The organism is Streptomyces sp. NPDC057743, assembly GCF_042798755.1.
GTDB lineage: Bacteria > Actinomycetota > Actinomycetes > Streptomycetales > Streptomycetaceae > Streptomyces.
In genome coordinates, this window is the sequence record NZ_JBHVJX010000013.1 from 85,142 (window position 1) to 97,508 (window position 12,367).

Sequence of the window (12,367 nt, forward strand, 5' to 3'; positions counted from 1 at the left end):
GGACGGCCTGGCGGTGGTGCCCTAACGGAGCGCCGCCGCCAGGCCGTTCTCCTTGGGGCCGAGGAAGTGCGGATCGGGCCGCAGCACCGCCTCCGCGGTCGCCTTGCCCGCCGCGAGGATCTCCCGCACCCCGCCGTACGCCCAGGTCACATCGTGCTTGGCGGCGACCCCGACGCCGTACGCGTCGATCCCGGCGGCCGCACACAGCGCCAGCGCCCGCCGGATGTGGAAGCCCTGGCTGACCAGCACCGCGCGGTCCACCCCGAAGACGCGGTGGGCGCGCGCACAGGAGTCCCAGGTGTCGAAGCCCGCGTAGTCGCCGACGATCTTCCGCGCCGGGACGCCGTGCCGCACCAGATAGCCGCGCATCGCGTCCGGCTCGTCGTAGTCGGTGCGGCCGTTGTCGCCGGTGACCAGGACCGCGCGGACCGTGCCGGCCCGGTAGAGGCGGGCCGCGGCGTCCAGCCGGTCGGCGAGGTACGGCGACGGCTCGCCGTTCCACAGGCCGGCGCCGAACACCACCGCCACCGGAGCGGCCGGGACATCGGCGACCGTCCGCACGCGCGCGCCCGCGGTGGCGTTCAACCAGGTTGCCGGCAGCAGCGCGAGCACCGACAGCGCCACCACCGCCTGGAACGCCCGGCGCTGCCCCCGCCGGGTCCGCGGCAGCCGCATCCGCCGTATCCACCCCAGGCGCGCCCGCAACCCCTGCATGTCCTGCCCCCGTTCCCCGGCTCCGGCCGCACCGAAACCGTCCGTGCTCGCTTCCCGCAAGCTGCGACGTGGTGCGGGCTGGCATGGTTGCAGTGCGGGCGTCCCTGGTGAGAGACGCCGTCGGCAACGTCACACCGCACCGCCCGTGGAGGACCCGCGATGACCACCGAGGCCGAGCGCCTGCCGTTCTTCGTCTACGGGACGCTGCGCCCCGGCGAGGCCAACTACGGCCGCACCCTGCGCGGCCGGACCGCCGCCGAGGAACCGGCCCGCATCACGGGCGCGCTGCTCTACGAGGGCCCCGGATACCCCTACGCCACGGCCGGCCCCGCCGACGCCGTGGTGCACGGCACCCTGATCCACCCCCGCCCCGCCGACTACGAGGCCGTCCGGTCCGCGCTGGACCTCCTGGAGGGCTACACCCCCGGCACCCCCGTCGGCGCCGGCAACCTCTACGAACGGGTCGCCACCGAGGCCGTCCGCCCCGACGGCCGGACCGCGCGCGCCTGGGTCTACCTGGCCGGCGAACCGCTCGCCACCCGCCTGCGCACCACCGGCACCCCGCTCGCCGACGGCCGCTGGACCGGCCGCACCGCCCCGCAGACCCCCGGATAACCTGGACAACTCGTCCCGTACGGGCGCCCCGTTCCCCTCAAGGGAACGCGCCGCTTCGCACGGCCGAGGCGCCAACCCGCCCCGCAGCACAGCAGAACAGGTGTCACCCCGTGGCCTCCAACCCCCCGAGCACCGCCGCCCACCGCCCCCTGCCCAAGGCCGAACTGCACCTCCACATCGAGGGCACCCTGGAGCCCGGCCTGGCCTTCGCGCTCGCCGCCCGCAACGGCGTCACCCTCCCCTACGCCACCGAGGACGAGCTGCGCCGCGCCTACTCCTTCGCCGACCTCCAGTCGTTCCTCAACCTCTACTACGCGCTGATGGAGGTGCTGCGCACCGAGGACGACTTCGCCGACCTCGCGCACGCCTACCTGGCCCGCGCCAAGGAACAGGGCGTGCGGCACGCCGAGATCTTCTTCGACCCGCAGGCGCACACCTCCCGCGGCGTCCCGATCGGGACGGTCGTCCGCGGCCTGACCCGGGCCCTGGACGAAGCCCCCGAGACCTACGGCATCACCACCCGGCTCATCATGTGCTTCCTGCGCGACGAGAGCGCCGACTCGGCCCTGGAGACCTTCGAGGCGGCCCGCCCCTACCTGGACCGGATCACCGCCGTCGGCCTGGACTCCGCCGAGGTCGGCCACCCGCCGTCGAAGTTCCAGGAGGTCTTCGCGCTGGCCCGGGAGGCCGGCCTCAAGTGCGTCGCGCACGCCGGCGAGGAGGGTCCCGCGTCCTACGTCTGGGAGGCGCTGGACCTGCTCAAGGTGGACCGCGTCGACCACGGGGTGCGCTGCATGGAAGACGAGCGCCTGGTCGCCCGCCTGGTCGCCGAGCGGACCCCGCTCACCGTCTGCCCGCTGTCCAACGTCCGGCTGCGGGTCGTCGACGACCTCGCCGACCACCCGCTGCCCGCCATGCTCGACGCCGGACTGCTGGTCACCCTCAACTCCGATGACCCCGCGTACTTCGGCGGCTACGCCGACGACAACTTCACCGCCGTACGGGACGCCCTCGCCCTGGACCAGGAGACCCTGCGGACGCTCGCCCGCAACTCCTTCGAGGCGTCCTTCCTGGACGACGAGACCCGCGCCGCGTACCTGAAGGAACTCGACGCCCACTGAGCGGTTGGGGAGCGCCGTGCCGGGCCGTCCCCGGTACGGCGCCCCTAGCGCCCCGAGGGTCCGCCCCTTCCGCCCTGTCCCGTATTGCACCGTCATGACCGGGTGCTGCGCGCGTACCGGATCCGACATCGAGGGCGTAGGGAGAGCTACCGTCGCTGTATGACGGGCACACCATCGGTCACCGGGCCCAACGGCGGCCACCACCCGCGCGCGCAGTTCCCCGGCTACACCGCCGCGGACGCCGAACGCTGGGTCCCCGAACGGGACAAGCGCCCCGGCCGCACCGCCTTCCAGCGCGACCGCGCCCGGGTCCTGCACTCCGCGGCGCTGCGCCGCCTCGCCGGCAAGACCCAGGTCGTCACCCCCGGCAGCGCCACCCCGGACTGGGACGCCAGCCCGCGCACCCGGTTGACGCACTCCCTGGAGTGCGCCCAGGTGGGCCGCGAACTGGGCGCCGCCCTCGGCTGCGACCCGGACCTGGTCGAGGCCGCCTGTCTGGCGCACGACCTCGGCCACCCGCCCTTCGGGCACAACGGCGAACAGGCCCTCAACGAGATCGCCGCGCCCTGCGGCGGCTTCGAGGGCAACGCCCAATCGCTGCGCCTGCTGGCCCGTTTGGAGCCCAAGCGGTTCGTGCCCGCCCCGGACGGCGGCGCCCCCGTCAGCGTCGGGCTCAACCTCACCCGCGCCACCCTGGACGCCGCCACCAAGTACCCCTGGCCGCGCGGCGGCCACCCCGACGGGCCGAGTGCCACCAAGTTCGGTGTCTACGCCGACGACCTGCCGGTGTTCGCCTGGTTCCGGCAGGGCGCCCCGAGCGCCGCCCGCAGCTTCGAGGCGCAGGTCATGGACTGGTCCGACGACGTCGCCTACTCCGTGCACGACGTCGAGGACGGCCTGCACGCCGGCCACTTGGACCCCAACGTCCTGCTCGCCGACCCCGAGCGCGCCGAGATCTTCGCCCTCGCCGCGGAGCGCTACGCCCCCGGCGCCGACGAGGCGGCCCTCGCCGCCGCCCTGGACCGCCTCCTGGACCAGGACTGGTGGCCGCACGGCTACGACGGCACCGCGCTCGCCCAGGCCCGCCTCAAGGACGCCACCAGCCAACTCATCGGCCGCTTCTGCCTGGCCGCCGAGAGCGCCACCCGGGACCGCTTCGGACCCCCCGGAAGCCGAACGGGCCCCGGGGGAGCCGCTGAACGGCTCACCCGGTACGCCGCCGAGCTGGTGGTTCCGGCCGAAACCCGGCTGGAATGCGCCGTTCTCAAGGCCGTCGCCGACCGCTACGTCATACAGCGCCCGGACCAGGAAGCGCTCCGCGCCGACCAGCGCGTGGTGATCGCCGAACTCGCCGAGGCGCTGCTCGCCCGCGCCCCCGACGGCCTTGACCCACAGTTCCGTTCACTGTTCGAGGCGGCCGGCGACGACACCGCCCGGATGCGCGCCGTGATCGACCAGATCGCCGCGCTCACCGACGCCTCGGCGCGTAGTCTTCACGCCCGCCTCACACGTCCCCCTGGTAACGCTTAGGGCAACCCAGGGTGACCCTTGGGGGGCGGCCCCTCTTCCCCCCTCACGCTCCGTGCGGGACCCTCGTCCACGCACCGGCGCAACGGAACCCGAAAACCGTCCGACGCATCAAGGCAGTGACACGGCAAGGCAGTGACACGGCAAAGAAGTGACACACCACCGAGGCGATGCGTCAAGGAAGCGAGGAGGAAACGGGGGCAGCGCATACGGGGGGCACCAACGGGGGCAGCAACGGGGGCGTTCACGGACGCGGACGTACGGCACCGCAACGAGGAGGAAGCAAGTGGTCGACGCACACCAGACGTTCGTCATCGTCGGGGGTGGACTGGCCGGGGCCAAGGCCGCGGAGACGCTCCGCGCGGAAGGCTTCACCGGCCGGGTGATCCTCATCTGTGATGAGCGCGACCACCCCTACGAGCGCCCCCCGCTGTCCAAGGGGTACCTGCTCGGCAAGGAGGAGCGGGACAGCGTCTTCGTCCATGAACCGGCCTTCTACGCCCAGGCCCGGATCGAGCTCCACCTGGGCCAGCCCGCCGTCCACTTGGACCCCGCGGGCCGCACCGTCCGCCTGGGCGACGGCACCCTGATCGCCTACGACAAGCTGCTGTTGGCCACCGGCGCCGAACCCCGCCGCCTGGACATCCCCGGCACCGGCCTGGCCGGCGTGCACCACCTCCGCCGCCTCGCCCACGCCGAACGGCTCCGCGGCGTGCTCGCCTCCCTGGGCCGCGACAACGGCCACCTCGTCATCGCCGGCGCCGGCTGGATCGGCCTCGAAGTCGCCGCCGCGGCCCGCACCTACGGCGCCGAGGTCACCATCATCGAGCCCGAGCCGACGCCCCTGCACGGCATCCTCGGGCCCGAACTCGGCGCCCTGTTCACCGACTTGCACAGCGAACACGGCGTCCGCTTCCACTTCGGCGCGCGCCTGACCGAGATCGTCGGCCAGGACGGCATGGTGGTCTCGGTCCGCACCGACGACGGCGAGGAACACCTCGCCCACGACGTGCTCGCCGCCATCGGCGCGGCCCCCCGCACCGCCCTGGCCGAACAGGCCGGCCTCGCCGTCGTCGACCGCGCCGACGGCGGCGGCATCGCCGTCGACGCCGCCCTGCGCACCTCCGACCCGTACATCTACGCCGCCGGTGACGCGGCCGCCGCCGACCACCCCCTGCTCGACACCCGGCTGCGCGTCGAGCACTGGGCCAACGCCCTCAATGGCGGCCCGGCGGCCGCCCGCGCCATGCTCGGCCAGGACATCAGCTACGACCGCGTCCCGTACTTCTTCTCCGACCAGTACGACCTCGGCATGGAGTACTCCGGCTACGCCCCGCCCGGCTCCTACGACCAGGTCGTCTGCCGCGGCGACGTCGGCAAGCGGGAGTTCATCGCCTTCTGGCTCCACCAGGGCCGCGTGCTGGCCGGCATGAACGTCAACGTCTGGGACGTCGCCGGGCCGATCCAGCAACTGATCCGCGCCGGCGCCCCGTTGGACCCCGACAAGCTGGCCGATCCGACCGTTCCGCTGCCCTCCCTGGTCCCGTAACGTGACCGCATGAGCGAAGGCCCCACCCGTCCCACCGGTCCCGCTGGCAGCGACCAACCGGTGGCCGACGACACCGGCGCCCCGGCCGTCACCCTCGACGACGTCCGGGACGCCGCCCGGCGGCTGGCGGGCGTGGCCCACCGCACCCCGGTGCTGCGCTCTCGCACCCTCGACGCACGCACCGGCACCGAGGCGTTCCTCAAGTGCGAGAACTTCCAGCGCGTCGGCGCCTTCAAGTTCCGCGGCGCCTACCACGCCCTGGCCCGCCTCACCCCCGAGCAACGGGCCCGCGGCGTCGTCGCCCACTCCTCCGGCAACCACGCCCAGGCCCTCGCCCTCGCCGCCCGCGAACTGGGCACCCACGCCGTCCTCGTGATGCCGGAAGACGCCCCGCGCAGCAAACGGGACGCCACCGCCGGCTACGGTGCCGAGATCGTCGCCTACGACCGCTACACCCAGGACCGCGCCGCCGTCAGCGGCCGCATCGCCCAGGAGCGCGGCCTGACCCTGATCCCCCCGTACGACCACCCGCACGTCATCGCCGGACAGGGCACCGCCGCCCTGGAACTCATCGAGGAGACCGGCCCGCTCGACGCCCTCCTGGTGCCCGTCGGCGGCGGCGGGCTGATGGCCGGCTGCGCCACCGCCGCCACCGCCCTGGCCCCCGGCATCCGCATGATCGGCGTCGAGCCCGAGGCCGGCGACGACACCCGCCGCTCCCTGGCCGCCGGCCACCGCGTCACCATCCCGGTGCCCCGCACCATCGCCGACGGCCAGGCCGTCGACACCCCCGGCGCACTGACCTTCCCGATCAACCAGCGCCTGGTCGACTCCGTGGTCCTGGTCACCGACGACGAGATCCGCGCCGCCATGGCCTTCGCCTTCGAACGCCTCAAGATCGTCATCGAGCCCAGCGGCGCCACCGGCCTCGCCGCCCTGCTCGCCGGCCGTCTGGACCCCGTTCCGGCCCGCACCGGCGTGCTCGTCTCCGGCGGCAACATCGGCCTGCCGCGCTTCCTGGAACTGCTCGGCTGAGCCGCACCACCGCCCACGAGGATCCGCCAGGGGCTCGCCCGCCGGGAGCTGTCGTACCTCCCCCGTAGAATTCACCCGTGGCAGGCAGGATCAACGATGACGATGTGAAGGCGGTGCGGGACGCGGTCCCGATCGACGCCGTCGTGTCCGAGTACCTCCAGCTCCGCAACGCCGGCGGTGGCAATCTCAAGGGCCTGTGCCCCTTCCACGACGAGAAGTCCCCCTCCTTCCACGTCAGCCCCGCCAAGGGGCTCTACCACTGCTTCGGCTGCCAGGAGGGCGGCGACACCGTCGACTTCATCATGAAGGTCGACCACCTCTCGTTCGCCGAGACCATCGAGCGCCTCGCCGCCCAGGCCGGCATCACCCTCCGCTACGAGGAGGGCGGCTACACCCCCGGCCGCCAGCAGGGCGAGCGCACCCGCCTCGTCGAGGCCCACAAGGCCGCCGCCCAGTACTACACCGAGCAACTCGACAGCCCCGAGGCCGAGATCGCCCGCAGGTTCCTCGCCGAGCGCGGCTTCGAGCAGGCCCACGCCGCACACTTCGGCGTCGGCTACAGCCCCGCCGGCTGGGACCACCTCACCCGCTTCCTGCGCGGCCGCGGCTTCAGCGACAAGGAGTTGGTCCTCTCCGGCCTCGCCCAGGAGGGCCGCCGCGGCCCCATCGACCGCTTCCGCGGCCGCCTGATGTGGCCGATCCGCGACATCTCCGGCGAGGTCGTCGGCTTCGGCGCCCGCAAGCTGCGCGACGACGACAACGGCCCCAAGTACCTCAACACCCCCGAGACCCCGCTCTACCGCAAGTCCCAGGTCCTGTACGGCATCGACCTCGCCAAGAAGGAGATCGCCAAGACCAACCGCGCGGTGGTCGTCGAGGGCTACACCGACGTCATGGCCTGCCACCTCGCCGGCGTCACCACCGCCATCGCCACCTGCGGCACCGCCTTCGGCGAGGGCCACATCAAGATCCTCCGCCGGCTCCTGATGGACAACTCCGGCTCCGAGGTGGTCTTCACCTTCGACGGCGACGCCGCCGGCCAGAAGGCCGCCCTGCGCGCCTTCGAGGACGACCAGAAGTTCGCCGCCGAGACCTCCATCGCTATCTCCCCGGGCGGCATGGACCCCTGCGACCTGCGGCTGGCCGAGGGCGACCACGCCGTCGCCGCCCTCGTCGAGTCCCGCACCCCGCTCTTCGCCTTCGCCCTGCGCTCCATCGTGAGTCGCTACAACCTCGACACCGAGGAGGGCCGGATCGCCGCCGTCGAGGAGGCCGTCCCGGTCGTCGCCGCCATCAAGGACCGCGGCCTGCGCGACCGTTACGCCATCCGTCTCGTCGGCCTCGTGGGCATCACCAGCCAGGCCGAGGAGCAGGCCATCGTCCGCCGGGTGCGCGGCCTGGCCCGCAGCCGCGACGACCGATCCCCCCAGGCCCCCGCCCGCACCGCCGCCCGCGGCCCCGCCGGCCCCAGCGCGCCCGCCCCCACCACCCAGCAGCGCGGCCCGGCCCTCAACCTCCGCAGCCCCGCCCGCATGGTCGAGCGCGAGCTGCTCAAGCTGGCCCTCCAGCGCCCCGACCTGGTCGCCCCCACCTTCGACGCCTACGGTGCCGACGAGTTCACCGCGCCCCCGTACGCCGTGGTCCGCCAGTGCATCCAGGAGGCCGGCGGGGCAGCGGCTGCGGACGCCGACTACACCGCCCGCATCATGGACGCCGCCCCCGACGACACCATCCGCTCCATGATCACCGAGCTCTCCGTCGAGCCGCTGCACACCCGCCGCGACCCCGATCTGGCCTACGCCGGCGAGCAGTTGGTGCGCGTCCGCATCGCCGCCGTCGACGCCCGCATCGCCAGCCTGGAGGGCGCCGCCCGCCGCTGCGAGCTCCAGGGCGACCACGAGGGCGCCGCCGCCGTCCACAAGGAAGCCTGGGTCCTCCAGCAGTACGGCCAGACCCTCCGCGAGCGCGGCGCCGCCGCCCTCTAGACCCTGACCCCTCGGACAGGCCCGGGCCAGCCCGAGGACCAGGTGCGGACCGGCCAAGACCCGTGCGCCAGGCCCCAGTTCCTCCCGCCCCACCCACACCCCGGGCCCCTTACTCCCCGCCCGGAACCTCCGGGTAGCGAACCGGTCACGGACCGGACTCAAAAAGTGCTCGCACGCCCCTCGTGCGGCCACGTGTCGTACTCCACACTGAGGAGCGGTGCCTCACGTCCCGGAGCGCGGCGCATCCGCCCGCACGCCCCGCCGTGCGGTCCGTGAGCCCCGCGCAGCCGCTCATGACGTGGGGCGGACGCGGCTGGCTCGGTCGCCTCCGCCCCGGTCCTCGTGCCGCCCCCGCCGCGATCATCCTGGAGGTCGCCCCCGTGCAGACCCGGACCCTCTCCGCCGCACCTGCCGGCGGCGCACCGACCGCACCACCCGATACCGGCCTCCTGACCGTGCCGGTCACCGTGCCCCAGCAGCCCGAACCCCCGGCCGCCGAACTCCTCACCGAGGAGCCCGCCCAGGAACCGCCCGACCCCACCGCCCCACCGGACGCCAAAGACGCACGGGACGACGGAGACATCACGGCGACCGACGAACCCACCGACGCCACCGACACCACGGCCACCGAGGACCCCACCGAACCCGCCGACCCCACCCCCCGCCCCGACACCGGCGGCCCCTCCTCCGACCTCTTCCGCCAATACCTCCGCGAAATCGGCCGGATCCCCCTGCTCACCGCCGCCGAGGAGGTCGACCTCGCCCGCCGCGTCGAGGCCGGCCTGTTCGCCGAGGAGAAACTCACCCACACCCCCGACCTCGACTCCCAACTCGCCCACGACCTCGACACGTTGGTCGTCCGCGGCCGCATCGCCAAGCGCCGCCTGATCGAGTCCAACCTCCGCCTGGTGGTCTCCGTCGCCAAGCGCTACGTCGGCCGCGGCCTGACCATGCTCGACCTCGTCCAGGAGGGCAACCTCGGCCTGATCCGCGCCGTCGAGAAGTTCGACTACGCCCGCGGCTACAAGTTCTCCACCTACGCGACCTGGTGGATCCGCCAGGCCATGTCCCGCGCACTGGCCGACCAGGCCCGCACCATCCGCGTCCCCGTCCACGTCGTCGAACTGATCAACCGCGTCGTCCGCGTCCAACGCCGCATGCTCCAAGAACGCGGCTACGAACCCACCCCCGAAGAGGTCGCCGCCCACCTCGGCCTCACCCCCGAGCGCGTCACCGACGTCCTGCGGCTGGCCCAGGAACCGGTCTCCCTGCACGCCCCCGTCGGCGAGGAGGACGACGTCGCCCTCGGCGACCTCATCGAGGACGGCGACGCCGCCTCACCCGTCGAGACCGCCGCGTTCCTGCTGCTGCGCGAACACCTCGACGCGGTCCTCTCCACCCTCGCCGAACGCGAACGCAAGGTCGTCCAGCTCCGCTACGGCCTCGTCGACGGCCGCCCCCGCACCCTGGAGGAGATCGGCCGGATCTTCGGCGTCACCCGCGAACGCATCCGCCAGATCGAGTCCAAGACCCTCGGCAAACTCCGCGACCACGCCTTCGCCGACCAGCTCCGCGGCTACCTCGACTGACCGGCCGCCGGGCCGCTTCAGCCCTCCCGCTGGAACGCCCCCGGATGCGTCTCGTCCCGCACCGCCACGTACTGCTGCCGCACGGCCTGCCACACCGGCAGCTCGTCACCCGGCTCGAAGACCTGGCTCGCCGCCGCCGGCCACCGCGGCGGCTCCGGGTGCCCCGCACCGCCCTCGCCACCGGCGTGCGCCACCTGCCACGCCCACGCCGCCTGCCGGGCCGCGCCCAGCGCCGCGTACTCCGCCGGCTGCGGCACCACGACCTGCGCCCCGAACAACCCCGGCGCGGCCGCCTGCACCGCCCCCAACTCCGCCGCCGCCCCCAACAGGAACACCCGGCGCACCGCCACACCCCGCCCGCGCAGCACGTCCAACGCGTCCGCGAGCCCGCACAGCATGCCCTCCACGGCCGCCCGCGCCAGATGCTCCGGCTTCATGCTCTCCCGCCGCATCCCGTGCAACGAGCCCGCGGTGTGCGGCAGATGAGGCGTCCGCTCGCCCTCCAGATACGGCAGCATCACCATCCCGTACGCCCCCGGCGACGACTCAAGCGCCAACTCCGACAGCCCCGCCAGATCCGTCCCCAGCATCTGAGCCGTCCCGCGCAGCACCCGCACCGCGTTGGTGGTGTGCACCACCGGCAGATGCCGCCCGGTCGCGTCCGCGAACGAGGTGATCGTCCCGCTCGGATCCGCCAACGCCTCCTCGTGGATGGCGAACACCGACCCCGAGGCTCCCAGCGACACCACCGCATCGCCCACCCCGACGCCCAGCCCGAAGGCCGCCGCCATCGTCTCGCCGGTCCCCGCCGAGATCAGCAGCCCCTCCGGCGTGAACCCCGCCGTCCCCGACGGCCCCAGCACCTCCGGCAGCCGCACCTGGTGCCCCAGTGCCAGCTCCACCAGATCCGGCCGGTAAGCGCCGCTCGCCGCCGACCAGTACCCGGTCGTCGAGGCCCCGCCCCGATCCGTGGTCCGCCGCGCCGGCCGCCCCAGCAACTGCCACGCCAACCAGTCGTGCGGCTGCATCACCTCCGCGATCCGCGCCGCCTGCGCCGGCTCGTTCCGCGCCAACCACCGCAACTTCGTCACCGGGTGCTGCGCCTGCGGCACCGCCCCCACGGCCTGCGCCCACGCGGCCCGCCCACCCAGCGCATCCACCAGGTCAGCCGCCGCGCTCTGCGCCCGCTTGTCGTTGCCCACCAGCGCCGGCCGCACCGGATCGCCCTCGACGTCCAACGCCACCAGGCCACCCTGCTGCGCCGAGACCCCGATGGCCTGCACACCCTCCAGCAGCCCGTTCCCCGCGGCCTCCCCGAGTGACATCAGCCACGCCTGCGGATCGACCTCCGGCCCCTTCTCCACGGGGTGCGGCGCGTACCCCTGCCTGATGACGGCACCCGTGTCCGCATCGCAGACGACGATCCGTGTGCTCTCGGACGAACTGTCCAACCCGGCGACTATCCCCATGGCCCCAGATGATGCCCCATGCCGACCGTGAGGAGAGCGCCAGGGTTTGCCCACCGCCCCCCGAACTCACGTATTGCTGGTGCCCCACTCGTCCTCGTCGGCCGCCCGCTGCTCCCGCAGCGACCGCACCCGCTCCGCCACCGGCCCCGGCAACCGGTCCCCGACCTTCTCCGACACCGTCGCGAACGCCTTCGACGCGACCTGCCGCCCGCCCAGCGCCGCCGCCTCGGCGGTGTTCCGCACCGCCGGGTTCTGCGCGATCCGCTGCGCCCCCTTCCGGAGCTGCTCGTACCGCTCCCGCCCGGACCGGGTGCCGAGCACGTAACCCACCGCCAGTCCCGCGACGAACGTGAGCCGGTAGCGCATCGCTCCACCTTTCCCTTGCCGCTCGATCCCGTCGGTGCCGGCCGGCACCGACGCCGGGCTGGGCACCTGCCGACCGGCACCGGACCACCCGCGGAAGACCTGGTGGCGGTACCGATTGGCGGAGCACCCCCCTGCTTGCGCTAATGTATGTGTCGCAGCGAGCGCACGCCGTCCGGAGCCCCGGACAGCGATGCATTCGAGGCAAGCAGAGCAATCCCCTGTAGCTCAATTGGCAGAGCAGCCGGCTGTTAACCGGCAGGTTACTGGTTCGAGTCCAGTCGGGGGAGCTCAATCCCCTGTAGCTCAATTGGCAGAGCATTCGGCTGTTAACCGGAGGGTTACTGGTTCGAGTCCAGTCGGGGGAGCAGAGGAACGAGGACCCCGGAAGGGGTCCTTT

The 12,367-nt window shown here is 73.4% G+C and carries 10 protein-coding genes and 2 tRNA genes; 9 read left to right on the top strand and 3 right to left on the bottom strand.

The features are described from left to right. Positions 1 to 21: 21 nt before the first annotated feature. On the bottom strand, positions 22 to 675 hold the full coding sequence (locus ACFVFQ_RS17030) for a vancomycin high temperature exclusion protein (protein WP_383415885.1): 654 nt from the start codon (positions 673 to 675) through the stop codon (positions 22 to 24). Positions 676 to 873: 198 nt separating this feature from the next. Between ACFVFQ_RS17030 and ACFVFQ_RS17035 the strand changes: the two genes are divergently transcribed. The 7 genes from ACFVFQ_RS17035 to ACFVFQ_RS17065 all read left to right on the top strand — a co-directional run bounded on the left by ACFVFQ_RS17035 (position 874) and on the right by ACFVFQ_RS17065 (position 10,135). Then, the gene (locus tag ACFVFQ_RS17035) at positions 874 to 1,329 is read left to right on the top strand and encodes a gamma-glutamylcyclotransferase family protein (RefSeq protein ID WP_383415888.1); all 456 of its coding nucleotides are present in this window, start codon (positions 874 to 876) and stop codon (positions 1,327 to 1,329) included. A 110-nt stretch (positions 1,330 to 1,439) separates the two neighbouring features. Continuing rightward, complete coding sequence (locus ACFVFQ_RS17040) at positions 1,440 to 2,450, top strand: adenosine deaminase (protein ID WP_383415891.1); 1,011 nt, start codon at positions 1,440 to 1,442, stop codon at positions 2,448 to 2,450. A 159-nt stretch (positions 2,451 to 2,609) separates the two neighbouring features. Then, complete coding sequence (locus tag ACFVFQ_RS17045) at positions 2,610 to 3,980, top strand: deoxyguanosinetriphosphate triphosphohydrolase (protein WP_383415894.1); 1,371 nt, start codon at positions 2,610 to 2,612, stop codon at positions 3,978 to 3,980. 283 nt (positions 3,981 to 4,263) lie between these two features. Continuing rightward, positions 4,264 to 5,526 carry an NAD(P)/FAD-dependent oxidoreductase gene (locus tag ACFVFQ_RS17050; protein ID WP_383415896.1) on the top strand — a complete coding sequence of 421 codons (1,263 nt, stop codon included), beginning with the start codon at positions 4,264 to 4,266 and terminating at the stop codon, positions 5,524 to 5,526. A 9-nt stretch (positions 5,527 to 5,535) separates the two neighbouring features. Then, positions 5,536 to 6,561: a threo-3-hydroxy-L-aspartate ammonia-lyase gene (locus ACFVFQ_RS17055; protein WP_383415898.1), complete on the top strand. Its 1,026-nt coding sequence runs from the start codon at positions 5,536 to 5,538 to the stop codon at positions 6,559 to 6,561. Between the two features lie 77 nt (positions 6,562 to 6,638). Next, entirely contained in the window at positions 6,639 to 8,546 is a 1,908-nt protein-coding gene (gene dnaG, locus ACFVFQ_RS17060) for a DNA primase (RefSeq protein WP_383415899.1), read from the top strand. A 293-nt stretch (positions 8,547 to 8,839) separates the two neighbouring features. Continuing rightward, the gene (locus ACFVFQ_RS17065; RefSeq protein WP_383416287.1) at positions 8,840 to 10,135 is read left to right on the top strand and encodes an RNA polymerase sigma factor; all 1,296 of its coding nucleotides are present in this window, start codon (positions 8,840 to 8,842) and stop codon (positions 10,133 to 10,135) included. 17 nt (positions 10,136 to 10,152) lie between these two features. Here the strand turns inward: ACFVFQ_RS17065 and ACFVFQ_RS17070 are convergent, their stop codons facing one another. Together ACFVFQ_RS17070 and ACFVFQ_RS17075 are read right to left on the bottom strand one after the other, a co-directional pair. Continuing rightward, a complete protein-coding gene (locus ACFVFQ_RS17070; RefSeq protein WP_383415902.1) occupies positions 10,153 to 11,604 on the bottom strand; it encodes an FGGY family carbohydrate kinase in 1,452 nt (483 codons plus the stop codon). A gap of 66 nt (positions 11,605 to 11,670) precedes the next feature. Further along, positions 11,671 to 11,970, bottom strand: coding sequence for a YtxH domain-containing protein (locus tag ACFVFQ_RS17075; RefSeq protein WP_383415905.1), 300 nt, complete (start codon positions 11,968 to 11,970; stop codon positions 11,671 to 11,673). Between the two features lie 214 nt (positions 11,971 to 12,184). On the opposite strand from ACFVFQ_RS17075, the gene ACFVFQ_RS17080 reads away from it, so the two are divergent. Both ACFVFQ_RS17080 and ACFVFQ_RS17085 read left to right on the top strand, forming a co-directional pair. Further along, positions 12,185 to 12,257, top strand: a tRNA-Asn gene (locus tag ACFVFQ_RS17080). A gap of 5 nt (positions 12,258 to 12,262) precedes the next feature. Then, positions 12,263 to 12,335: transfer RNA gene (locus ACFVFQ_RS17085), tRNA-Asn, on the top strand. Positions 12,336 to 12,367 lie beyond the last annotated feature (32 nt).

Bases quoted from the DNA above. Each gene is read 5' to 3' on its own strand.
- ACFVFQ_RS17065 (WP_383416287.1), top strand. From the start codon at position 8,840: ATGACGTGGGGCGGACGCGGCTGGCTCGGTCGCCTCCGCCCCGGTCCT.
- ACFVFQ_RS17070 (WP_383415902.1), bottom strand. From the start codon at position 11,604: ATGGGGATAGTCGCCGGGTTGGACAGTTCGTCCGAGAGCACACGGATC.
- ACFVFQ_RS17035 (WP_383415888.1), top strand. From the start codon at position 874: ATGACCACCGAGGCCGAGCGCCTGCCGTTCTTCGTCTACGGGACGCTG.
- ACFVFQ_RS17075 (WP_383415905.1), bottom strand. From the start codon at position 11,970: ATGCGCTACCGGCTCACGTTCGTCGCGGGACTGGCGGTGGGTTACGTG.
- ACFVFQ_RS17045 (WP_383415894.1), top strand. From the start codon at position 2,610: ATGACGGGCACACCATCGGTCACCGGGCCCAACGGCGGCCACCACCCG.
- ACFVFQ_RS17030 (WP_383415885.1), bottom strand. From the start codon at position 675: ATGCGGCTGCCGCGGACCCGGCGGGGGCAGCGCCGGGCGTTCCAGGCG.
- ACFVFQ_RS17055 (WP_383415898.1), top strand. From the start codon at position 5,536: ATGAGCGAAGGCCCCACCCGTCCCACCGGTCCCGCTGGCAGCGACCAA.